This window comes from Halomonas sp. McD50-4 (assembly GCF_022348135.1).
GTDB lineage: Bacteria > Pseudomonadota > Gammaproteobacteria > Pseudomonadales > Halomonadaceae > Vreelandella > Vreelandella piezotolerans.
In genome coordinates this window covers 309,533-332,391 of record NZ_JAKRFG010000002.1, presented here as the reverse complement: position 1 = coordinate 332,391, position 22,859 = coordinate 309,533, and the positions used below count along the sequence as shown (strand labels likewise).

At 59.1% G+C, this 22,859-nt stretch carries 18 protein-coding genes; 3 read left to right on the top strand and 15 right to left on the bottom strand.

Annotation, left to right across the window (positions count from 1 at the left end; translation table 11 throughout):
• Positions 1 to 106: 106 nt before the first annotated feature.
• The 6 genes from MHM85_RS04150 to MHM85_RS04125 form a co-directional block, all read right to left on the bottom strand.
• Positions 107 to 985: a carbohydrate ABC transporter permease gene (locus MHM85_RS04150; RefSeq protein WP_239285095.1), complete on the bottom strand. Its 879-nt coding sequence runs from the start codon at positions 983 to 985 to the stop codon at positions 107 to 109.
• Entirely contained in the window at positions 978 to 1,892 is a 915-nt protein-coding gene (locus MHM85_RS04145; RefSeq protein ID WP_139525447.1) for a sugar ABC transporter permease, read from the bottom strand. Before MHM85_RS04145 ends, MHM85_RS04150 begins: the two co-directional genes overlap by 8 nt.
• A 98-nt stretch (positions 1,893 to 1,990) precedes the next feature.
• Positions 1,991 to 3,265 carry an ABC transporter substrate-binding protein gene (locus MHM85_RS04140; RefSeq protein ID WP_239285093.1) on the bottom strand — a complete coding sequence of 425 codons (1,275 nt, stop codon included), beginning with the start codon at positions 3,263 to 3,265 and terminating at the stop codon, positions 1,991 to 1,993.
• A 171-nt stretch (positions 3,266 to 3,436) separates the two neighbouring features.
• Complete coding sequence (locus MHM85_RS04135; protein WP_239285166.1) at positions 3,437 to 4,840, bottom strand: ATP-binding protein; 1,404 nt, start codon at positions 4,838 to 4,840, stop codon at positions 3,437 to 3,439.
• 74 nt (positions 4,841 to 4,914) lie between these two features.
• The gene (locus MHM85_RS04130) at positions 4,915 to 5,640 is read right to left on the bottom strand and encodes a response regulator (protein ID WP_153842319.1); all 726 of its coding nucleotides are present in this window, start codon (positions 5,638 to 5,640) and stop codon (positions 4,915 to 4,917) included.
• A gap of 115 nt (positions 5,641 to 5,755) precedes the next feature.
• Positions 5,756 to 6,553, bottom strand: coding sequence for a Cof-type HAD-IIB family hydrolase (locus tag MHM85_RS04125; protein ID WP_139525444.1), 798 nt, complete (start codon positions 6,551 to 6,553; stop codon positions 5,756 to 5,758).
• A gap of 180 nt (positions 6,554 to 6,733) precedes the next feature.
• On the opposite strand from MHM85_RS04125, the gene MHM85_RS04120 reads away from it, so the two are divergent.
• The 3 genes from MHM85_RS04120 to MHM85_RS04110 all read left to right on the top strand — a co-directional run bounded on the left by MHM85_RS04120 (position 6,734) and on the right by MHM85_RS04110 (position 10,942).
• Positions 6,734 to 8,674: an exoribonuclease II gene (locus tag MHM85_RS04120; RefSeq protein WP_239285164.1), complete on the top strand. Its 1,941-nt coding sequence runs from the start codon at positions 6,734 to 6,736 to the stop codon at positions 8,672 to 8,674.
• A 134-nt stretch (positions 8,675 to 8,808) separates the two neighbouring features.
• Positions 8,809 to 9,927, top strand: a complete 1,119-nt coding sequence (locus MHM85_RS04115; RefSeq protein WP_139525443.1) for a glycosyltransferase family 1 protein — start codon at positions 8,809 to 8,811, stop codon at positions 9,925 to 9,927.
• Entirely contained in the window at positions 9,905 to 10,942 is a 1,038-nt protein-coding gene (locus tag MHM85_RS04110) for a lysylphosphatidylglycerol synthase transmembrane domain-containing protein (protein ID WP_239285091.1), read from the top strand. Before MHM85_RS04115 ends, MHM85_RS04110 begins: the two co-directional genes overlap by 23 nt.
• Before the next feature lie 65 nt (positions 10,943 to 11,007).
• On the opposite strand, the gene sucD is transcribed toward MHM85_RS04110, so the two are convergent.
• From sucD to sdhC, 9 genes are all read right to left on the bottom strand, one after another.
• Positions 11,008 to 11,880 (bottom strand): succinate--CoA ligase subunit alpha, encoded by an 873-nt coding sequence (sucD, locus tag MHM85_RS04105; RefSeq protein WP_044627828.1) that lies wholly within the window; start codon positions 11,878 to 11,880, stop codon positions 11,008 to 11,010.
• A complete protein-coding gene (gene sucC, locus MHM85_RS04100; protein ID WP_016914526.1) occupies positions 11,880 to 13,046 on the bottom strand; it encodes an ADP-forming succinate--CoA ligase subunit beta in 1,167 nt (388 codons plus the stop codon). Before sucC ends, sucD begins: the two co-directional genes overlap by 1 nt.
• A 165-nt stretch (positions 13,047 to 13,211) precedes the next feature.
• The gene (gene lpdA / locus MHM85_RS04095) at positions 13,212 to 14,651 is read right to left on the bottom strand and encodes a dihydrolipoyl dehydrogenase (RefSeq protein ID WP_139525441.1); all 1,440 of its coding nucleotides are present in this window, start codon (positions 14,649 to 14,651) and stop codon (positions 13,212 to 13,214) included.
• A gap of 112 nt (positions 14,652 to 14,763) precedes the next feature.
• Positions 14,764 to 16,323, bottom strand: a complete 1,560-nt coding sequence (gene odhB, locus MHM85_RS04090) for a 2-oxoglutarate dehydrogenase complex dihydrolipoyllysine-residue succinyltransferase (protein WP_139525440.1) — start codon at positions 16,321 to 16,323, stop codon at positions 14,764 to 14,766.
• A 38-nt stretch (positions 16,324 to 16,361) separates the two neighbouring features.
• The gene (locus MHM85_RS04085) at positions 16,362 to 19,196 is read right to left on the bottom strand and encodes a 2-oxoglutarate dehydrogenase E1 component (protein ID WP_139525439.1); all 2,835 of its coding nucleotides are present in this window, start codon (positions 19,194 to 19,196) and stop codon (positions 16,362 to 16,364) included.
• Between the two features lie 347 nt (positions 19,197 to 19,543).
• Positions 19,544 to 20,254: a succinate dehydrogenase iron-sulfur subunit gene (locus tag MHM85_RS04080; protein WP_016914530.1), complete on the bottom strand. Its 711-nt coding sequence runs from the start codon at positions 20,252 to 20,254 to the stop codon at positions 19,544 to 19,546.
• A gap of 27 nt (positions 20,255 to 20,281) precedes the next feature.
• Positions 20,282 to 22,057 (bottom strand): succinate dehydrogenase flavoprotein subunit, encoded by a 1,776-nt coding sequence (gene sdhA, locus MHM85_RS04075; protein ID WP_139525438.1) that lies wholly within the window; start codon positions 22,055 to 22,057, stop codon positions 20,282 to 20,284.
• 3 nt (positions 22,058 to 22,060) lie between these two features.
• Entirely contained in the window at positions 22,061 to 22,408 is a 348-nt protein-coding gene (gene sdhD / locus MHM85_RS04070; protein ID WP_139525437.1) for a succinate dehydrogenase, hydrophobic membrane anchor protein, read from the bottom strand.
• On the bottom strand, positions 22,402 to 22,779 hold the full coding sequence (sdhC, locus tag MHM85_RS04065; protein WP_196781579.1) for a succinate dehydrogenase, cytochrome b556 subunit: 378 nt from the start codon (positions 22,777 to 22,779) through the stop codon (positions 22,402 to 22,404). Before sdhC ends, sdhD begins: the two co-directional genes overlap by 7 nt.
• Between the last annotated feature and the right edge of the window lie 80 nt (positions 22,780 to 22,859).

The following is a 22,859-nucleotide window of genomic DNA, read 5'->3' as shown; positions in this document are numbered from 1 at the left end:
GCGCTGTAAACCCTTCCCTGGGCGCTACTTTCGCCGTCCTGGCGAAAGACCCCCGCTACGGGGTGATGCTGACCTCTACCTGCGACTGCCATGCACCTAGTTGTTATTAGCCCTTTACGGAGCCTGCCGTGAGCCCGCGTACGAAGTATTTACCCGCCAGCACGTACACCACTAGGGTGGGCAGTGCGGCAATCATGGCGGCGGCCATATCGACGTTGTATTCGCGCACGCCGGTGGAGGTGTTCACCAGATTATTGAGCGCCACCGTGACTGGCTGAGTGTTGTGTGCCGAGAACGCCACGCCAAAGAGGAAATCGTTCCAGATTTGGGTGAACTGCCAAATCACCGACACCACGATGATGGGCGCCGACACCGGCAACAGGATGCGCCAAAAAATACGGAAGAACCCGGCTCCGTCCAGCTTGGCCGCCGAGACCAACTCGTTAGGAATCCCCACGTAGAAGTTACGGAAAAACAGCGTGGTAAAGGCGATACCAAACACTACGTGCACCAGGATCAGCCCCGCTCGAGAGCTAGAGAGCCCCAGCCAGCCCAGGGTTTGCGCCATGGGCAGTAGCACCACCTGAAACGGAATAAAGCAGCCGAACAGCATCAGCGCGAAGACCAGCTCGGAGCCTTTGAAGCGCCATTTTGTCAGCGCATAGCCGTTCAGCGCTCCCACGGCGGTGGAGATCAGCACCGCAGGAATGACGATGGCAAAGGAGTTCCAAAAATAACCACCCACGCCGTCGCAGCGCATACCGGTGCAGGCTTCACCCCAGGCTTTTGCCCAGGGGGCCAGCGTCGGATTTTGCGGTAACGACAGCAGCGACCCGGCGCTGATTTCGCTCAACGGTTTAATGGAGGTCATCAGCATGACCACCAACGGCAGCACGTAGAACAGCGCGGCGATGACCAGGACCGCGTACAGCACGCCACGCCATAACTTGGCCGCAGGCGTTTGGCGACGAATCACATTAGCCATGTTTGCGGCTCCTTAATTCGGAGTAGAGGTAAGGAATCAGGATGGCCAACACCCCACCGAGCATCAGCATGGCGCTGGCCGACCCCAGCCCGATCTGCGCCCGGTTGAACGCATGGGTATACATGAACGTGGCCGGCAGGTCCGTTGCATAACCCGGCCCGCCGCCGGTGAGCGCGACGACCAAGTCAAAACTCTTGATGGCAATGTGGGCCAGAATCATCACCGCGCTGAACACCACCGGGCGCAGGCAGGGCATGACCACCCGCCAGTAAATGCGCGGCAGGCTCGCGCCATCGAGCTGGGCGGCTTTGATAATGCTATCGTCGATACCGCGCAGCCCGGCGAGAAAGAGCGCCATCACGAAGCCAGAGGCCTGCCAAACGGCGGCAATCACCAAGGTGTAGATCGCCATATCCGGATCGACGATCCAGTCGAACTCGAACGACTCGAAGCCCCAGCTGCGCACCATGGCCTGAATGCCTAGCTGCGGGTTCAGCAGCCACTTCCACACGACCCCCGTAACAATGAACGACAGCGCCATGGGGTAGAGATACACCGTGCGTAGCGCGCCCTCCTGACGAATCTTTTGATCCAACAGCATCGCCAGCAGTGCCCCCAGCACTAAGCAGATCACGATAAACAGCGTGCCAAAGATCATCAGATTGGTAGACGCCACCCACCAGCGCTCGTTGGCCATCAGCCGCGCATACTGGCCAAACCCGACAAAATCGTAGCTGGGCAGCATACGCGAGCTGGTGAGTGATAAGACAAAGGTCCACAGCATAAAGCCGTAAACAAAAAACAGAGACACCGCCACCGAGGGTGCCAGCACTAGCCTTGGCAGCCAGGCCTGCAGCCGACCAGAGGCCGTTGGCCGCAACGCGGTGTGCGTTGGGGTTTCGCTCATGGGGAATTCCTCGCCAGTCAACCGCTAGCGCCGCCGTTGCGGCGGCGCTGGTTGCGTACGTTCAGCGCGTACTTGCGCTATTGCCAATGGTGCCGCGCTTAGAACGAGGCAGCTTCTGCGGCGCTGACCAGTCGCTGGGCCGCTTCTTCGGCGGGCATATCGGCGTCGTTGAAGTAGTTGGTCACGACGTCAAAGATGGCTCCCTGAACGTCGGCACGTACGGCCATACCGTGAGCCATACTGGGCACTAATCCGCCTTCATCGGCAGTGCTCTGGAAATCGTCCATTGACTGCTGGGCGCAGCTATCGAACTCGCTCATATCCAGGTCAGGGCGCGCGGGAATGGAGCCTTTGGCAAGGTTGAAGGCTTCCTGGAAGGTGGGTTCAAGCACCAAACGCGCCAGCGTGTGCTGAGCTTCACGCTCGGCATCATCGGACACGCGGAACATCGCCAGGCTGTCGATGTTGAAGGTAAAGGCGTCTTCGGTGCCCGGAGCGGCGGCGCACAGGTAGTCTTCACCGGCGGTCATGCCTGCAGCGGTGAACTCCCCCTTCGCCCAGTCACCCATCAACTGGAAACCAGCCACGCCCTCGATCACCATCGCGGTGGCAATGTTCCAATCGCGGCCCGGCATGCCTTCGTCCATCAGCTCGCGCAGGCGTTTGAAATCTTCCAGTGCGGCGACCATCTGCTCGCCTCCCAGGGCTTCTGGGTCTAGCTCCACCAGCGCCTGCTGATAGAACTCGGTGCCTTGACTACCTAACACCACGCTTTCAAACACGGTGGCGTCCTGCCAGGACTGGCCACCGTGGGCGAGCGGCACAAAGCCTGCTTCACGAATCGCTTCCCCGGCGGCAAACAGCTCGTCGAGGGTGGTGGGCATTTCTACGCCAGCGGCTTCCAGCACGTCTGGGTTGGCCCACAGCCAGTTAACCCGGTGTACGTTTGCGGGCACGGCTACGTACTGGCCGTCATAACGCATAATATCGGCCACAATTTCTGGTAACAGGTCGTTCCAGCCTTCGGCATCCGCCACTTCATTTAAGTCACCTAGCAGGCCAAGCTCGCCCCACTCCTGAATTTCCGGGCCTTTAATTTGCGCGGCGGAGGGTGGGTTACCTGACATGGCACGGGATTTGAGCACTGTCATGGCGGTTTCACCGCCACCGCCGGCCACAGCGAAATCCTGCCAGCCGTAACCTTCGGCTTCGAGTAGCTCTTTGAGAACGTTGGCTGCGCGGGCTTCACCACCGGACGTCCACCAGTGCAGCACTTCGACCTCATTGGCCTGCGCGGTGCTTGCCAGGGCCGTACCGGCGGCAAGGGCCAGCGCGAGGGCGGATTTTTTGAAGACGGGTAACAAATGACGCATGAGTTGCTCCTGCTGTTGTTTTTATAGGGATAACGATGATGGGTAAACGGCGAGAGCGCCGTTTTTATCGCGGTTATCGCGCCGCGCTTCGTTGAGAGGCGGCTCATCGCAGAGTACGTCACCTGCGCCCACAACGGGAGTTACCGAGTCCTGCATAGTGTTAGCGATTTATTACAAGTCTGTAACGCTGGTTTGGCGAGGCAGCGTAAGCGTGGCCAGCAGGCCGCCTACGGGGTGGTTGGCAAGGGTAATATCGCCCCCATGGGCACGGGCGATATGCCGCGCAATGCCTAGCCCCAGGCCGCTTCCACCGGTGTGGCGGCTTCTGGACACCTCCAGGCGTACAAAGGGTGAAAACACGCGGCCAAGCTGATCCTCAGGAATGCCAGGGCCACTGTCGTGAATATGTAGGCGCACCACGCCCGACTGCTCTTCCAGCGTTACCCTCGCCCGCTGGCCGTAAAACACCGCATTTTCTAACAGGTTCGCCAGGCAGCGCTTCATCGCCAGCGGCTTGACCGTGAGTGGCGCCACCTGCCCGGCCACCTGCACGTCGCCCCCCTGCAAGCGCAGCGCCTCGGCCAGTTCAATCGTTAGCGCGTAGAGATCCGTTGGCTGCGGCTCTTCATGCAGGTCTAACCCCTTGACCGAGGCCAGCGCGCCTTTGACCAGCTCGGACAGCTCGTCCAGCGAGGCGCAGAAGCGTTCGCGCTGAAGTGGGTCATCCAGCATTTCAGCCCGTAAGCGCATGCGGGTAATCGGCGTTTTCAAGTCGTGGGAGATCGCTGAGAAGAGCCTCTCGCGCTCCTCCACCTGCTCGCGAATACGCCGCTGCATACGATTGAACGCCACTGCGGTAGCTGCTACTTCCTTGGGGCCACTCTCTTTCAGCGGCGGGCTATCCAGGTCGTCGCCGAGCTGACGCGCCGCCCGAGAAAGTCTAGCCAGCGGCCTCGTGACGCTGGTAATACCCAATAACGACAGCGCCAGCACGGTGAGCAGCACGACGATGCCCGCCAGCAGCCGCTCTTCCGAGAGCCAGCGGTAGCCGCTGAAGATATCCGGCACGCCCAGCAGCGTGGCCACATAGAGCCAAGTATCCGGGGCCAACTCCAACTGCACCACCAGAATCGGCGGCGATAGCGGCTCCATCAACAGGCTATGCTGGCCCCAACGGGGCGGCAGATCGTGGAGCAGCACTTCGTTATTGAATACCCGCAGGGTTTCCGGGCGGGAAAACTCCACCACCACATCGTCAATCGAGAGCTGCTGAGTCAGAATGGTGCGAACGTTATTCACCACCACTGTTTTTTCCGGACCGTTGCCGATGTCCACGACGGGGATACGCCGCTCGTTTACGCTGACGAAAAAACGCGTGCCGCCCATGCTACGCAGCTGATCCAGCACGATATGCCGATAGTCCACCGGCAGCGAACGGAAAAATTTCATGGTGGAGGCAATGCTAAACGCCATATTGCTGGAGAGCTCATCGAGCTGTTCAAGCTGGCTGGCGCGCACTTGAGAGGTCCAGATGGTATAGCTGGCCACCTGAGCGGCCAGCACCCCAGCAATCATGATGATGACAAAGCGCCCGCGCAGGCTGCCGGGCAGCCAGCGTGAACGTCGTTTCAGCCAACGTCGCCACGCCCTCACGACGTTGGTTCTACCCTGGCCGTGAGCACGTAGCCCGCCCCGCGTACGGTACGAATCAACTGTGAATGCTGGGCATCCTCACCTAGCCGCTGGCGTAGCCGACAGACGTGCACATCAATCGAACGATCCAGCGGCGGCGCATCACGGCCTCGGGTCAAGGTATAGAGATCATCGCGAGTGATCACCTGGGCGGGACGCTCCAAGAACACCTGAAGCAGCTGAAAATCTGCCCCCGACAGCGCGGTGCGCTCGCCGTTGTGACCGACCAGTTCACGCGTCATGCGGTCGAGTTGCCACTCACCAAAGCGTACCCAACGCGCTTCATGAGGGGCGGCCGCCGAGGCAGCCGTGCGCGTGCGGCGCAGTACCGCTTTGATACGCGCCAGCAGCTCACGAGGGTTGAAGGGTTTGCCGATATAGTCGTCGGCCCCTAATTCCAGCCCCAAGATGCGGTCGGTATCGTCGGCGCTGGCGGTGAGCATGATGATCGGCGTGTCGCTGGTTTTGCGCAGCTCCCGGCAAATGGTGAAGCCGTCATCCCCCGGCATCATCACATCGACGATCAGCAAATCGGGTGTTCGCTCGGCAAGCTGTGAGTAAAGCGTGTTCGCGTCTTCGGCGGTCCGCACGTGGTAACCGTGTCGCCCCAGGTAATCCGCCAGTAGCTCGCGGATTTCCGGATCATCGTCGACCACCATCAAGGTCGCAGGTGTGGTAGTCATCGTAGAAAGGGCCCCTAGGTTATTATCGTTTTAGGGGCTAGATGATGGTGGAGCGTATCGCCTACCGCAAGCGGCTCTCGACTAAGGTGGCAGAGTGATAATGGCAGCAAAAATGCTAAAGCCCAAAGCGCTGCTTCAGGAACGACGCCACCGCCGCTTCGCCGTGGTGGCCGATGCGCTGGGCTCTTGGCACGCGATCGAACAGCGCCGGATGGGCGTTGGCCATCACCTGGGCTTCACCTGCCAAGGTAAGCATTTCAGTGTCGTTGAGGTTATCTCCGAAGGCTAAGCAGTCGGCGGCGGTGAGCCCCAGCGACTCCAGTAGCGCCGCCAATGCCACGCCTTTGTTGACCCCGCCCGCCATGATCTCTAACGAGTCCACCGTGGAGTAGGTAATGTGCAGCCCATCGCCGTGGGCGGCCTGGGCCTGAGCTTCCAGCTCTGCTAGCGCTTCCGGGTCGCCTAAATAGAGCACTTTACCCACGCCGTTGGCGTCCATCTGATCGGGCGGCACGACCTCATAGCGAAAGCCCGTTGAGGCATGTAATGACAGCAGATGTGGCGCGTGGGCATCCACATGCCAGCCTACCTCGCGGTAAAGACTGAGACGCACTTGGGGTGGTCGGGGTAATTGAATCAGCGTGCGGGCATGAGCCGGATCGAGATGGGACGCGCTGACCAAGCTATCCGCGGGATCATGGGTGTACGCCCCATTAGTACTGATCAGGTGGGCAGGGACGCCCAATTCGTCACGGAATACGCGCATATCGTGGTAATGGCGGCCGGAGGCCAGCGCCAGATGGTGCCCCTGCTGTACCAGCCTACGCAGCACCTCGACGGTGCTGTCATGTAACCGGTGGTCGCTGCCCAGCAGCGTACCGTCCAGGTCGGAAACGATCAGGCGTGGGGTCATAAGCGCGCTCCTTGTACGTTAGTCGCCTTAGCGGTCGATCTACTCAGCTTAACCGATTCAGCCAAGCGTAAGTAAGCCATTGACCTGTCGTGCCCACCGCCACTTCCCCCAGGGCAACGATTGGCGCGGCCAGTGGGAATCCGTATAGTGGCACCCTACTCTCGCCAACTGATCGAACACATGCTTCAAAACAACTCCCTGCTTGCCCAGCTCAAGCAACAGATCCGTGAAACGACTCCTCGCGCCGAAGGGGTGATCAAAGCTACCGAAAAAGGCTTTGGGTTTCTTGAAACCGACAGCGGCGACTCCTATTTCGTGCCACCTCCCGCCATGAAGCAGGTACTGCACGGTGATCGCGTGGAAGCCGTCATACACGAAAACGGCGATAAGAAGTCGGTCGAGCCGGAAAAGCTCATCGAAGCCGGTTTGGACCGCTTCGTGGCACGTGTGCAAAAACGCGACGGCCGCCTGGCGGTGGTGCCGGACCACCCTTCGATTCGCAACGTGTTGAAAGCACGTATAAAAAACAGCCTCGACGAAAATAGCATTGGCGATGGCGACTGGGTCGTGGCGCGCTTGGTACGCCACCCACTAAAAGAGAACGACCGCGGCTTCTTCTCCCAGATCGATGAGTTGGTGGCCAAAGCCGACGACCCTGCCGTACCTTGGCGCGTGACGCTTGCTCGCCACGCGCTGGAACAAGAGTGCCCGGATGCTGGCAGCGATTGGCCGCTACGCGACGAGGGACTGACGCGGGAAGACCTCACCGCACAGCCCTTCTTTACCATCGACGGCGAAAAGACGCGAGACATGGACGATGCCCTATATGTGGTGGCCCGTCCCGAAGGCGGCTGGCAGTTGAGCGTGGCCATTGCCGACCCCACCGCCTATGTGGAAGAGGGCCACGCCGCCGATCTGGAAGCGCGCACTCGCGCATTTACCGTCTACCTGCCGGGCCAGAACGTCACCATGCTGCCCGAGCAGTTGGCGGACGACTTGTGCTCGCTGTGGGAAGGCCAAGAGCGCCCAGCCCTTGCCTGCACGCTGACCATTCATGCCGACGGCAGCCTGGGCGACTACCGCTTCTTCGCGGCCAACGTGACGTCCCATGCGAAGCTGGTGTACGAGCGCGTCTCCGACTGGATCGAAGGCCAGGGCGACTGGGCACCGGCCGAGGAGATTGCCGAGCAGCTGAAGGCGCTGCAGGCCTTGACGGAAGCTCGCACTGCATGGCGTAACGAGCACGCACTGGTCTTCAAAGATCGTCCTGATTACGTCTTCGATCTGGATGAAGCGGGCAACGTGCTGGGCATTCGCACCGAAGACCGTCGCATTGCCAACCGCATGATCGAAGAGTCGATGATTGCCGCCAACGCCTGCTGCGCGGACTTCCTGGCCAGCCATATCGGCCACGGCGTCTTCAACGTCCACCGCGCTTTCGAGCCGGAAAAAGCCGAAGCGGCCCAAGAGTTCCTCGCCACTCAGGAAATCGTCGTCGATCAACAGGCCTTGACCGAACTGGCTCACTATAAGGAACTCAAGCGTGCGCTTGAGAGCCGCGACGACGCTTGGCTGGATGCGCGCCTGCGCCGTTTCCAGGGCTTCACCAGCATGTCGGCCCAGCCTGGCCCGCATTTTGGGCTGGGGCTGCCCGCCTACGCCACCTGGACCTCGCCGATTCGTAAGTACGGCGATATGGTCAACCACCGCTTGATCAAGCGTGTGCTCAAGGGCGAGCAGGCTCCGGCAGAAGCCAGCCAGCAGCTCACCGAGCAGCTCACCGAGCGCCGCCGTCTGAATCGTATGGCTGAACGCGACGTAAAAGATTGGCTTTACGTGCGCTACCTGACCCCGGCGGCGCAGAATCAGGACACCTTCGACGCCGAAATCATGGCGATCAACCGTGGCGGTATGCGGGTTCGTCTGATAGAAAACGGCGCGACGGCGTTCGTGCCCGCCCCCTTGATGCACAGTGACCGCGATAAAGTGGTCATCGATGACAAAGAGGGCCGCATTCAGATCGAGGGCGAGGAGCGCTTCAAGCTGGGCGATAGCCTGCGTGTCTCACTGACCGAAGCTCGCGAAGAGACACGATCGCTGGTCGCCAAACCTGCTGCCTAAACGCAGCCAACACGTGTTCGCGCCACGGCTTTGCCGTGGCGTTTTTATTTCTGCTGCACGGTGACGTTGTCGCAGAACTGACTTATTTCTACCCTAAGGTAATTCGATGACACTCATGTGGCTCGGAGGTTACCTTGCACATCGCCGATGTGACCATGTTCCACGCCCCGGCAAGTGGCGGCGTTCGCACCTACTTACAGGCTAAACATCGCGTGCTTTCGCGCAGCCCCAACCTGCGAACCAGCCTGCTGGTGCCGGGGGCCGAACGCGATAGTTTGGGCGACCACCATACGCTGTCGGCGCTGCACCTGCCGCTTGGGCAGGGTTATCGATTTCCGCTGCGCCGCCGTCCTTGGCGAGAAGCCTTGGTAGACCTCTCACCCACGTTGATCGAAGCAGGTGATCCGTATGTGACCGCCTGGGCCGCGCTAGAGGCTGGCCAGCGGCTAGGTGTGCCAGTGGTGGGTTTCTACCACTCCGACTTACCTAACTTAATGGGGGACCGTTTTGGACGACACGTCCACCAACGGCTGGTTCGCTACGTGGTAGATCTGTACCAGCGCTTCGATAGCGTACTCGCCCCCTGCCACGCCATGGCCAACCGTCTCACCGAGTGGGGCGTACCCAACGTACGCGTGCAGTCGTTAGGGGTCGATTTAGTGCAGTTCCACCCTTCAAGGCGCGACCCTGGCTTCCGTGCAGCCATGGGTGTACCTGACGATAAGAAACTACTGATATTCGTCGGTCGCTTCTCGCGAGAAAAGAACATCGACGTTTTACTCGCCACCATGCGAGCGCTGGGCAGCGACTATCATCTGCTACTAATGGGGCCGGGCATGCCAACGCAGGTGCCCAGCAATGTCACGGTGGTGAACCGCTGCTGCGGCAGCCATGAAGTGGCAAGGGCGCTGGCCAGTAGCGATGCGTTACTGCATGCCGGCACCCGCGAAACCTTTGGGCTAGTGGCTCAGGAAGCAATGGCCAGCGGCCTGCCAGTCATTGGTGCGCGGGCGGGTGCGCTGATCGAGAACGTACCGCTGGGCGCGGGCGTGCTCTGCCAGCCGCTGGACCCAGATGCCATGGCTGACGCCTGCGCAGCACTATTTAGCAACGACATCGCCGCGAGCGGTCGCTATGCACGCCACTATGTCGAGCGACAGTTCAGTTGGGATAGTGTGATTGGCTCGCTGCTGACGCACTACATCGACCTATGCGGACTCGAACAGCCCGATGCCCGTGCCGTCCGCCGCTAACGCCCAACGGCTGCTACGTTTTCGTCCGCTACACGGTGTGTTGCTGCTCGCTGCCCTGGTGGCACCGCTGGTGCTCACCTCACTGGCCGGGGGCAGCCGAGCGTTCGACCATGTGGCGCAATTCCCCATTGGCTTGCTGGTTCTGATGATCGCCATGGCGGCGCTGTGCTGGAACTTGAACGCCGCCCGGCTACGCCTGATGCTGAACGGCCGCGCTGGCCAGCTTGGACAGCGCGGCGCGCTGGGCATCGAGCTGGCAGCGAAGTGCGCGCTCTGCGCGACGCCAGGCGGCAGCGGCGGTCCGGCCACCCTGCTGTTACTGCTTGCCCAGCGGGGATTTTCACCCTCGAAAGGCACGGCGGTCTTTCTCATCGACCAGGGCTGTGACCTGCTGTTCTTCCTAGTGATGCTGAGCGGCTTGGTGGCGATGTCGGTAGTCGGTGATGCCCAGTGGCCGCACCAGGGCCTGGTACAGCTTTCATTGCTGGGATTGGCGCTGCTAGCCGTAGGCGTCTCGCTGATCATGGGATATTTACCCAAGCTGCTACGGTCGCGTCGTCAGTGGCTGGCTTGGCTACGCCCAAGCCGACGGCGCTGGCTGGTCAGGCGACTGTTACGCTGCCGCCATGCGTTGCGTATGACGTTAGCGCTCCCCAAGGGCACGCTGGCAGCAATGCTGGCGCTGACGACCCTGCACTGGCTACTGCGCTACAGCTTGCTTTACCTAGCAGTGATTGGCATCGGCGGGCATGCCGACTGGCTGTGGACGTTTTTGACTCAGATGCTGGCCATGGCCGCCAGCCAGTTCAGCTTTCTGCCTGGCGGCGCGGGAGCGGCTGAAGTGGGGGTGGGAAGCTTGCTGCTGCCTTTGATGGGCAGGGAGCAGGCCGCTGCCGCTGTGCTGGTTTGGCGGCTGATTAGCTACCACCTTTACCTCGCCGCCGGCGCGCCGCTGCTACTGCTCTACAGCGCGCGTCTGCTGCGTCAGCGCAAGCCGCCCCACCGCTTTCCTTGACCCTCACGAACGCAAAAAGGGCACCCGAGGGTGCCCTTTTCAGCGTCATGAAAAAAGTGCGCGGCTTACCAGCCGGTGACTTCTTTCAACGCATCGCCAATTTGCGCCAAAGAACGAACGGTTTTGACACCGGCGTCTTCTAGAGCCGCAAATTTTTCATCGGCAGTCCCTTTACCACCAGAGATGATGGCACCCGCGTGGCCCATACGCTTGCCAGGAGGTGCCGTCACGCCGGCAATGTAGGAAACCACCGGCTTCGACACGTTGGCTTTGATGTAAGCCGCGGCTTCTTCTTCGGCGGTGCCGCCGATTTCGCCGATCATCACGATTGCTTCGGTTTTCGGGTCTTTCTCGAACATCTCCAGGATGTCGATGAAGTTAGAACCCGGAATCGGGTCGCCGCCGATACCGACACAGGTAGACTGACCGAAACCGTGATCAGTGGTCTGCTTAACGGCTTCATAGGTCAGGGTACCAGAGCGAGACACGATACCGACGCGGCCTGGCTGATGGATGTGACCCGGCATGATACCGATTTTGCACTCACCGGGAGTGATCACACCCGGGCAGTTCGGGCCGATCAGGCGTACGCCCAGCTCGTCGCATTTGACTTTTGCGTCGAGCATGTCGAGGGTCGCGATGCCTTCGGTGATGCACACGATCAGCTTGATGCCAGCATTTGCAGCTTCAAGGATCGAGTCTTTGCAGAACGGTGCCGGTACGTAGATCACGCTGGCCTCTGCACCGGTTTTCTCGACCGCTTCTTTCACGGTGTTGAAAACGGGCAGGCCCAGGTGCGTCTGGCCGCCTTTGCCCGGCGTGACACCACCGACCATCTGCGTGCCATAGGCAATCGCCTGCTCGGAGTGGAACGTGCCCTGGCCACCGGTGAAACCTTGGCAGATGACCTTGGTGTTCTTATCGATCAGGATGCTCATTACTTGCCCTCCGCTGCTTTGACAACCTGCTGAGCCGCGTCGGTCAGACTGGTAGCAGCGATGATGTTCAGACCGCTAGACGCCAGTTTCTCAGCGCCCAATTCAGCGTTGTTACCTTCCAGACGAACGACCACCGGGACGTTGACGCCCACTTGCTCGACGGCACCGATGATGCCTTCCGCAATCATGTCGCAACGAACGATACCGCCGAAGATGTTCACCAGAACGGCTTTGACGTTGTCGTCAGACAGGATGATCTTGAACGCTTCTGCAACGCGCTCTTTGGTCGCGCCGCCGCCAACGTCCAGGAAGTTAGCGGGCTTGCCGCCACTCAGGTTGACGATATCCATGGTGCCCATGGCCAGGCCTGCGCCGTTGACCATGCAACCGATGTTACCGTCGAGGGCAACATAGTTCAGCTCCCACTTCGCCGCGTCGGCTTCACGCTGATCTTCCTGGGAAGGATCGCGCATGGCCTGCAGGTCTGGATGACGGTACAGGGCGTTGCTGTCGAGCCCCAGTTTGGCATCCAAGCAGTGCAGGTTGCCTTCGTCAGTGATGACCAGCGGGTTGATCTCGAGCAGTGCCAGATCTTTGTCGTGGAACAGCTTGGAGAGACCCAGGAAGATCTTGGTGAACTGTTTCACCTGATCGCCTTCGAGACCCAACGCAAAGGCCAGTTCACGCGCTTGGTAGGGCTGTGCGCCAACCAGCGGATCGATTTCTGCTTTGAGGATCTTCTCAGGCGTCTCTTCAGCAACGGTTTCGATCTCGACACCGCCTTCGGTGGAAGCCATGAACACGACGCGACGAGTGGTACGGTCAACGACCGCGCCCAGGTAGAGCTCGTCGGCGATGTTGGTGCAGGTCTCTACCAGAATCTTGGCAACCGGCTGACCTTTTTCGTCAGTCTGGTAAGTCACTAGGTTCTTGCCCAGCCACTGCTCGGCGAAGGTTTTGGCTTCTGCCGGGTCTTTGATCAGCTTGACGCCGCCCGCTTTACCGCGGCCGCCAGCGTGAACCTGGGCTTTGACAACCCACATGTCGCCGCCGATTTTTTTACACGCTTCTACAGCTTCTTCGGGAGTGTCCACGGCAAAGCCTTTGGACACTGGCAGACCATAATCGGCAAACAGCTGCTTGCCTTGATACTCGTGAAGGTTCATCGATTCATGCCATTGGTTGCATGTGACTCGAACGATGATCAGCTGGCGTGACAGTGTATCTGTACCGCCCTGACCATCCCCGTACTTTCAGTGGCCAGCACATTACCGCGCGGGGCTGAAAGTGTTGCGCCACCTGACGGTGGCGCTTGGTTGTTGCTTAGCGAATTACTTGCGCTTCTTACGGTTCGCCATATGAATCGCATGGCCTTCTACCGCAAGAGCAGCTTCGTGCACGGCTTCCGACATGGTCGGGTGCGCGTAGCAGGTCAGCGCGAGGTCTTCGGCGCTAGAGCCGAATTCCATCGCAATCACGCCTTGAGCGATCATTTCGCCGGCGTGCTGACCGACGATGTGCATACCGAGAATACGGTCGGTTTCCGCATCGGCAATGATCTTGGCGCTACCTTCGGTGGCATTGTTCGCCATGGCACGGCCGCTGGCGGCGAATGGGAAGCTGCCGGTTTTGACCTCAATGCCTTTGGCCTTGGCATCTTGCTCGGTCATACCGACCCACGCCACTTCCGGGAAGGTGTAGATCACGTTCGGGATGGTGTCGTAGTTCATCTCGGCTTTGTGGCCAGCGATGATGTCCGCCACCATAATGCCCTCTTCGGACGCTTTGTGCGCCAGCATCGGGCCGCGTACACAGTCGCCGATGGCGTAAACGCCCGGCACGTTGGTACGGCACTGGTCGTCGACGAAGATGAAACCACGCTCGTCCAGCTCGACGCTCACGCCATCGGCAATCACGCCTTTGGTGTAGGGGCGACGGCCAACGCAAACGATCAGCTTGTCGAAGGTCATCTCTTGTTCGCCGTTGGCATCGGTGTACTTGACGACGACTTCGTCACCGTTCGCTTCCGAACCGGTCACACGGGCACCCAATTTGATGTCCAGCCCCTGCTTCTTGAGCAGTTTCTGGGTCTCTTTGGCAATCGCGGTGTCGACCATCGGCAGGAAGGAGTCCATCGCTTCCAGCACGGTGACTTCAGAACCCAGACGGTTCCATACGCTGCCCAGCTCCAGGCCGATGACGCCCGCGCCAATGACGCCAAGACGCTTCGGCGTTTCCTGGAACTCCAGGGCGCCGGTGGAATCGACGATTAGGCCTTCGGTCAGCGGGGTCGGCGGGATTTCCACCGGCACGGAGCCTGCCGCGATGACGATGTTATCGGCGTCGTACGTCGTGGTATTGCCGTCGAGGTCGGTGACTTCGACTTGCTTGCCAGAGATGACTTTACCGGTACCTTCGATGGCCGTAACACCATTGGCTTTGAACAGGCCAGAGATGCCGCCGGTCAAGTTCTTAACGATCTTGTCCTTGCGCGCCATCATCTTCTTGACGTCCATGGTCACGTCGCCGGCTTCGATACCCATGTCGTCGAAATCGTGCTTGGCTTCGACGAACTTGTGCGAGGCTTCAAGCAGCGCTTTGGACGGGATACAACCGACATTCAAGCAGGTACCGCCGTGAACGACGTTACCTTCTTTACCGATCCATTTTTCAACACAGGCGGCTTTCAGACCCAGCTGCGCAGCGCGGATAGCCGCTACGTAGCCACCAGGGCCTGCACCAATAACGATCACGTCAAACTTGTCAGCCATGTTGGCTCCTTTAGCTTGGTGGCCTCCTCCCGGGTGGATGACAGCGGGTAGGAGGCTGTGTGCGATTAACTCAGCGTGCTCAACACTAGCGAAGGCGGATCAGCGCGCTTCGTTATACGTCCAGCAGCAGACGAGCCGGGTCTTCCAGCAGCTCTTTAATCGTAACCAGGAATTGTACCGCGTCTTTGCCGTCGATCATGCGGTGGTCGTAAGAGAGTGCCAGATACATCATCGGGCGAATTTCGACCTTACCGTTCACCGCCATCGGGCGTTCCTGGATCTTGTGCATCCCCAGGATAGCGGTTTGCGGCGGGTTGATGATCGGGGTCGACATCAGCGAGCCAAAGATACCACCATTAGTGATGGTGAAGGTGCCGCCGATCATGTCGTCCATGCCCAGCTTGCCATCACGACCACGCTTACCGAAGTCGACGATGGTGCGTTCGACGTCGGCAATTTTCATGCTGTCGGTATCACGCAGTACTGGCACCACCAGGCCACGGTCGGTAGACACCGCCACACCGATATCCTGATAGCCGTGATAGACGATCTCGTCACCGTCAATGGACGCATTGACATCCGGGAAGCGCTTGAGAGCTTCCGAGGCGGCTTTCACGAAGAAGCCCATGAAGCCAAGCTTGGTGTCATGCATCTTCAGGAAAGTATCTTTGTACTGCGCGCGCAGGTTCATGACCGCGCCCATGTCCACTTCGTTGTAAGTGGTCAGCATCGCCGCCGTCTGCTGGGCTTCGACCAAGCGTTTGGCAATGGTCTTGCGCAGGCGCGTCATCGGCACACGTTTTTCGACGCGATCACCTTCGACTGCCGGGGCCGCCGCGGCTTTCTTCGGCGCCGAGGACTTGGTCGCTTTCTTTGCCGAGCCCTCTTTGACGGCTTTCTGAACGTCTTCTTTCAGAATACGACCGCCTTTGCCGGTACCTTCGATCTTGGACACGTCCAGATCGTGCTCGGCCACCATTTTACGTGCCGCCGGTGCCAGGATCTTGTCGCCGACTTTCTCGTCAGCGCCGTCGTCGTCGCTGCCGGACTTGTCTTCGGTGCTCGGTGTGCTGGCTTCGTCGCTGCCACCGCCTTCGACGAAGGTCGCCAGAATCGCTTCCGACTCTACCTGACTGCCCTCTTCGGCCTTGATCTCTTGCAGCGCACCGTCGGCCGGTGCCACGACTTCGAGTACGACCTTGTCGGTTTCGATGTCGGCGAGTACTTCGTCACGCTTGACCGCTTCGCCAACTTTTTTGTGCCACGTGGCAACGGTGCCTTCCTGGATCGATTCAGGGAAGCTGGGGGCTTTTACATCGTGCTTTTTACCGCCGCCAGCAGGCTTAGACTCTGCTTTTGATTCGGTTTTTTCAGCGCTGCTATCGCTAGAAGCGCTCTCTTTAGAAGAGCTATCTTCTTTGCTGGCAGACGCGTTGCCTTCGCCAATTTTGCCCAATACTTGCTCAGACTCAACGGTATCGCCCTCTTCGGCCATGACGTCGGTCAGGGTACCCGCTTCCGGTGCGACGACTTCGAGCACCACTTTGTCGGTTTCGATTTCAACAATCAGCTCGTCGCGTTCGACGCTGTCACCCGGCTTTTTATGCCACGCGGCCACAGTGCCCTCGGCAACGGATTCCGGAAAGGTTGGCGCTTTGATCTCAGTAGCCATGTCGTTTCCCTTATGTGTTCTCTAAACCCGGTGGGCGCTTATAGGTTAAAAGCGTCTTCCACCAGCTGGCGCTGCTGTTCAGTGTGGACGGACATATAGCCCGCTGCCGGAGCAGCCGAGGCAGGACGCCCTGCGAATTTCAACTCACGTCCAAGGCCATCTTTCAACATATCGGCCACGGTGCGCATGTGGTGCTGACTGGAGTACCAGGCGCCTTGGTTCAGCGGCTCTTCCTGACACCATACGATGTCTTCCACATTGGCATACGCCTGGAGCACTTCCAGAAGCTCTTCTTTCGGGAAGGGATAGAGCTGCTCTAGACGAATGATCGCCGTGTCGTCACGCTCGTTTTCAGCGCGCCAGTTGGCCAGATCGTAGTAGACCTTGCCTGCGCACATAATGACGCGGGTGACGTTGTTGGCGTCGAGATTCGCTTGATCCGGCAGTACCATGTGGAACTTGCCGTGAGCGAGATCTTCCAAGCTCGACACTGCTTCTTTGTGGCGCAGCAGCGACTTAGGCGACATGACCACTAGCGGCTTGCGCAGCGGACGAATCACTTGGCGGCGCAACAGGTGGAAAATCTGCGCGGGCGTCGTCGGTACGCACACCTGCATGTTGTGCTCGGCGCACAGCTGCAAGAAGCGCTCTAGACGGGCAGAAGAGTGCTCGGGCCCTTGGCCTTCATAGCCATGAGGCAGCAGCATGGTCAAGCCGCACAGGCGACCCCACTTGGTCTCACCGGAAGAGATGAACTGGTCGACCACCACTTGAGCGCCGTTGAAGAAGTCACCGAACTGCGCTTCCCAAATGACCAAGTCATTCGGGGCGGTGGTCGAGTAACCGTATTCGAATGCCAGCACGGCTTCTTCCGACAGGAAGGAGTCGTGGATGGTAAAGCGCGGCTGACCATCGGCCATATTCTGCAGCGGTACATAGGTCGACCCGTCTTTCTGGTTGTGCACGACCGCGTGACGGTGGGAGAACGTCCCACGACCCACATCCTGCCCGGTGATGCGGATAGGATGACCTTGGTCGAGCAACGTGGCGTACGCCAGCGTTTCGGCAAACCCCCAGTTGAGCCCCATGCCGCCCGCCTGCATTTTACGGCGGTCTTCGTAGATTTTGGCGACCTGGCGCTGAACGTCGACACCGTCCGGTATTTCACACATCTTCGCCGCTAGCTGCTGAAGACGCTTCATATCGAAGGTGGTGTCGGCGTCACCGGTCCACTCGTGGCCAAGGTAAGGCGCCCAATCCACGAACAGTGAAGTATTGGGCTCTTGGACCAGCGCATTGGCAACATGATTACCTGCGACAAGGTCATCACGGTAGGTTTCTACCATGGCCTTGGCATCGTCTTCAGTGATGACGCCCTGCTCGACCAAACGCTGCGCGTAAAGCGTACGTGAGGAAGCGTGGTCTTTAATCTTGGCGTACATCATTGGCTGCGTGCCTGACGGCTCGTCTGCCTCGTTGTGACCACGGCGACGGTAGCACACCAGATCGATCACGACGTCTTTCTTGAACTGTTGACGATAATCCAGCGCTACTTGTGTCGCGTGAATCACGGCATCAGGGTCGTCGCCGTTGACATGGAAGATCGGCGCCTGAACCATTTTGGCAATGTCAGTACAGTATTCCGTAGAGCGCGCGTCCAAGGGGTTCGAGGTGGTGAAGCCCACTTGGTTATTGATGACGATGTGCACCGTGCCGCCCGTCTTGTAAGCACGGGTCTGAGACATCTGGAATGTCTCCATCACCACGCCCTGACCGGCGAATGCAGCATCACCATGGACGTTGATGGGCAGTACTTTGCTGCCTTCGTCATCGTTACGACGATCCTGGCGAGCGCGTACAGACCCTTCGACGACCGGCGCAACGATCTCCAGGTGCGACGGGTTGAACGACATGGCGAGGTGGACTTCCCCACCCGGTGACATGACGTTCGAGCTAAAGCCCTGATGATATTTGACGTCGCCGGAGCCACGCTCGATGACTTTCTTGCCATCGAACTCGTCGATCAAATCCGCTGGGTTTTTACCCAAGATATTGACCAGCAGGTTCAAGCGACCACGGTGGGCCATGCCGATGACGACTTCTTTGGTGCCGTAACCACCGGCGCGCTGAATCAGCTCGTCCATCATCGGTACGAACGACTCACCACCCTCCAGACCGAAGCGTTTGGTGCCCGGGTACTTGGACGCTAGGTAGTTTTCTAATCCTTCCGCTGCGGTCAACCGCTCCAGCACGTGCTTGCGCACGTCATCGCTGAACTTGGGTGCGCTGCGTACCGATTCGAACCGACGCTGTAGCCAGCGCTTCTCTTCGGTATCGACGATGTGCATGATCTCGCAACCGATGGAGCGACAGTAGGTCTGCTCCAGCGCGTCGACGATGTCACGCAGCGGCGCTTTATCGATACCCAGGAAAAACGAGCCGGTTTGAAACTCGGTGTCGAGATCAGCTTTGGAGAGCTGGTGGAACGACAGGTCGAGGTCGGGAACGGGGGTGGGATTACGCAGCCCAAGCGGGTCGATATTGGCCTTCTGATGGCCACGGAAGCGATACGCGTTGATCAGCTGCAGGACTTTGACCTGCTTCTTGTTCTCACCGCTGTCGGAGGCGGCAGCTACCCGGCCCGGGCGGCTTTCACGGCCCAGTTGGTAGAACTGATCACGAATGGGGCTTAGTGGAACATCGTGGGAGGCACTGCCCTCAGGACGCGGCAGCTGATCAAAATAGCTGCGCCACTCGTCTGAGACAGAATCAGGATCGGCGAGGTACTGCTCGTAAAGCGCTTCCACGTAGTGGACATTGCCACCACTAACGTGAGAGGAACGCCACATCAACTCCATTATGCCTTGTTGCATCTCTCGGTCACCCTGCACTGATGGGGTGGTATCGGCATCGCTGCATGCATGCAACGACATCGCTATTGCCCTGCCGGCGGGGCGGGACGTTTGCCGGCGGCGCCGACCGGAGGCCGGAAGCCCTTGTTCATACACGTGGTTAAGACCACGTAGTTGCGACGCGTTTCTCATTCAGTTCATGCTCAAAAGCCGGTACTTAAAGCACCGGCTTTTAAACTTGGCTGACCACGGTGCGACGCGTCGCCGCACCGTGACGGCCCCTATGATAACAAGCGAAGCGCCACGATTTAAGTAGCTTTATGCTGCAACTTACGTGGTACACGCTTTTTCTTCATGGGATTAGATAGTTACGTAGCGTCCGCAAGCAACATTTCACGAATTTTACCAATTGCACGGGTCGGGTTAAGACCTTTCGGGCACACGGCAACACAGTTCATGATGCCACGGCAGCGGAAAACCGAGAACGGATCCTCCAAGCTGGTCAGGCGCTCACGGGTTGCGGTATCGCGGCTGTCGGCCAGGAAGCGGTAGGATTGCAGCAGGCCAGCAGGACCCACGAATTTGTCCGGATTCCACCAGAACGACGGGCACGATGTGGAGCAACACGCGCACAGAATACATTCGTATAGGCCGTCCAGTTTGTCGCGCTCTTCCGGCGACTGCAGGCGCTCAATGGCCGGTGCCGGGGTGTCGTTCTGCAGATACGGCTGGATACGCTCGTACTGTTTATAGAACAGCCCCATGTCGACCACCATATCGCGGATGACCGGAAGACCAGGCAGCGGGCGAAGTGTCAGCTTGTTGTTTTTCACGACGTCTGACAGCGGCGTGATGCACGCCAGGCCGTTTTTGCCATTCATGTTCATGCCGTCGGAACCGCAAACACCCTCACGGCAGCTGCGGCGATAGGCCAAACCGCTGTCTTGCTCTTTCATCAGATGCAGAACATCCAGCACCATCAGATCGCGGCCTTTGGTATCGACCTGAAACTCCTGCATATAAGGTGCGGAGTCGGTTTCCGGATTGTAGCGGTATACGGATACCTGAAGATTGGACATGGTGACTCCCTCTCGTCGGTGCGGAGATTAGTAGGTACGAACCTTGGGCTCGAACGTATCGACGGTTTTCGGCTTGAAGTTGACGTCGCGCTTCTTCAGCTCTTTGCTGGCCGGGAAGTAGAGCGAGTGTTTCAGCCAGTTGACATCATCACGGTCAGGGTAGTCGTAGCGCGAGTGGGCACCACGGCTCTCTTTACGCTCGAGGGCAGCAATCGCCGTTGCTTCTGCCACTTCCATCAGGTTGTCCAGCTCCAGCGCTTCGACACGAGCCGTGTTGAACGCGTTGGATTTGTCCGGCAGGTGCGCATTGGCAATGCGGCCACGCAGGTCCGCCAGCTTTTTGACACCTTCTTGCATGTTTTTCTCTTCACGGAATACACCGAAAGAGTTCTGCATGATGTCTTGCAGCTCGGCTTTCAGTGCCGGAATGCTTTCGCCACCCTCTTCGGATTCGTTCCAGCGCGTGATGCGCTTCATGGCGAACTCGATGTCCGACTCGGAAGCGTCGAGGTATTCGATACCTTCGTTCAGCGCGCCTTCGATGAACATACCCGCAGCACGGCCGAAGACCACCAAGTCGAGCAGTGAGTTACCGCCCAGGCGGTTGGCACCGTGGACCGATACACACGCCGCTTCGCCACAGGCGAACAGGCCGTTGACGATCTGGTCGTTACCATTTTCGTCTTGAGTGATCGCTTGGCCATGGATGTTGGTCGGAATACCGCCCATCATATAGTGGCAGGTCGGGACGACAGGAATCGGGTCTTTCGCCGGATCGACATGGGCGAAGGTCTTGGAGAGCTCGACGATCCCCGGCAGACGCTTGCCAAGGACTTCTTCGCCAAGGTGATCGAGTTTCAGGAAGACGTGATCACCCTTCTCGCCACAGCCGCGGCCTTCGAGAATCTCCATGACCATGGAGCGTGCCACCACGTCTCGACCCGCTAAGTCTTTGGCGTTCGGTGCATAACGCTCCATGAAACGCTCGCCGTCTTTGTTGATCAGGTAGCCACCCTCACCACGGCATCCTTCGGTCACCAAGGTGCCCGCACCGTAGATACCGGTCGGGTGGAACTGCCACATTTCCATATCCTGCATCGGGAAGCCCGCGCGCAGCGCCATGCCGATGCCGTCACCGGTATTGATCAGAGCGTTGGTGGTAGAGGCGTAGATACGACCCGCACCGCCCGTCGCCAGAACCGTGGCTTTCGATTTGACGTGCACCACTTCACCAGTTTCGATGCACATGGCGATACAGCCCACTACGTCACCGCTGGCGTTCTTGACCAGGTCGACTGCATACCACTCGTTCAAGAACGTGGTGTTGTTCTTGAGGTTGTTTTGGTACAGGGTGTGCAGCAGTGCGTGGCCGGTACGGTCGGCGGCTGCACAGGTGCGCGCTGCCTGACCGCCTTCACCGAAGTTCTTCGACTGACCGCCGAACGGACGCTGGTAGATGCGGCCGTTATCGAAACGCGAGAACGGCAGGCCCATGTGTTCCAGTTCGAAGACCGCTTTGGGGCCTTCGGAGCACATGTATTCAGCGGCGTCTTGGTCAGCAATGTAGTCGCCGCCTTTGACCGTGTCGTACATGTGCCAACGCCAGTCATCGTTCGGGTCGGCGGAGGCGATGGCACAGGTAATACCGCCTTGAGCAGAAACCGTGTGAGAGCGCGTCGGGAACACTTTGGAAAGTACGGCTGTCTTTTTACCGGATTTTGCTAGTTCGAGCGCCGCACGCAGGCCAGAGCCACCGCCACCGATGATGATGGCGTCGAATGTCAGGCTACGAAGGTTAGACATGTATCAAGCTCCCCACAGAATTTGAATGCCCCACACGAGGTACACGAAGATGGCCAGAATGATCAGCGTCTGGGCACCCACGCGCAGGCGAGTGGACTTGAGGTAATCGGTGGTGACGGTCCACAAACCGATCCAGGCGTGCGCAGCGATCGAGATAAACGCCAGCAGCGAGAAAATACGCATCCAGGTTTGCTCGAACAGGCCGCTCCAGGTGTAGTAATCCAGGTTCGGATTCAACAGCAGGTAAGCAACGACGAAAACGGTATAGAGGGCCAGCACGACCGCAGAAACACGCTGCATCAGCCAGTCAGACAGACCGCTACGGCCAAAACTCGTAATGTTGGTTACCATACCCAAACTCCTGCCAGAATGATCAGAACCGCGCTTACCACGACGGTCGCCTGTGCTTTTTTCACGCCACCTTCTAAGGTCACCCCAATATTGGCGTCCATCAGCAGGTGCTTGATGCCTGCCACAAAGTGGAATGCCAAGGCAGACAGCAGCCCCCACGCAACGAGCTTGGCAAAGAAGTTGTTGGCTAAGGCACTGCTGACAGCATCGAAGCCAGCCGGAGATGATAGGGATTTACCCAACGCCCAAAAAGCGAAAATCAGGCCAACGAACAGGATCACACCCGTGATACGGTGTGTAATCGACGTTAGCGCCGGTAGTGGGAAATGTATCGTCGTTAGATCTAGGTTTACGGGTCGTTTGCTATTCACGGCGTTATACACACTCTCTTGGCCCGCTCTGCGACAGGTCGGGCATAGCCCGAGCGGGCAGTGGTTGCTGGAAGGGGCTC

Coding starts and splice junctions, on each gene's coding strand:
- MHM85_RS04085 (WP_139525439.1), bottom strand. CDS start 19,196: ATGCAACAAGGCATAATGGAGTTGATGTGGCGTTCCTCTCACGTTAGT.
- MHM85_RS04145 (WP_139525447.1), bottom strand. CDS start 1,892: ATGAGCGAAACCCCAACGCACACCGCGTTGCGGCCAACGGCCTCTGGT.
- MHM85_RS04080 (WP_016914530.1), bottom strand. CDS start 20,254: ATGTCCAATCTTCAGGTATCCGTATACCGCTACAATCCGGAAACCGAC.
- sdhD (WP_139525437.1), bottom strand. CDS start 22,408: ATGGTAACCAACATTACGAGTTTTGGCCGTAGCGGTCTGTCTGACTGG.
- MHM85_RS04130 (WP_153842319.1), bottom strand. CDS start 5,640: ATGACTACCACACCTGCGACCTTGATGGTGGTCGACGATGATCCGGAA.
- odhB (WP_139525440.1), bottom strand. CDS start 16,323: ATGGCTACTGAGATCAAAGCGCCAACCTTTCCGGAATCCGTTGCCGAG.
- MHM85_RS04140 (WP_239285093.1), bottom strand. CDS start 3,265: ATGCGTCATTTGTTACCCGTCTTCAAAAAATCCGCCCTCGCGCTGGCC.
- sdhA (WP_139525438.1), bottom strand. CDS start 22,057: ATGTCTAACCTTCGTAGCCTGACATTCGACGCCATCATCATCGGTGGC.
- sucC (WP_016914526.1), bottom strand. CDS start 13,046: ATGAACCTTCACGAGTATCAAGGCAAGCAGCTGTTTGCCGATTATGGT.
- MHM85_RS04125 (WP_139525444.1), bottom strand. CDS start 6,553: ATGACCCCACGCCTGATCGTTTCCGACCTGGACGGTACGCTGCTGGGC.
- lpdA (WP_139525441.1), bottom strand. CDS start 14,651: ATGGCTGACAAGTTTGACGTGATCGTTATTGGTGCAGGCCCTGGTGGC.
- MHM85_RS04110 (WP_239285091.1), top strand. CDS start 9,905: ATGCCCGTGCCGTCCGCCGCTAACGCCCAACGGCTGCTACGTTTTCGT.
- MHM85_RS04135 (WP_239285166.1), bottom strand. CDS start 4,840: ATGATTGCTGGGGTGCTGGCCGCTCAGGTGGCCAGCTATACCATCTGG.
- sucD (WP_044627828.1), bottom strand. CDS start 11,880: ATGAGCATCCTGATCGATAAGAACACCAAGGTCATCTGCCAAGGTTTC.
- MHM85_RS04120 (WP_239285164.1), top strand. CDS start 6,734: ATGCTTCAAAACAACTCCCTGCTTGCCCAGCTCAAGCAACAGATCCGT.
- MHM85_RS04150 (WP_239285095.1), bottom strand. CDS start 985: ATGGCTAATGTGATTCGTCGCCAAACGCCTGCGGCCAAGTTATGGCGT.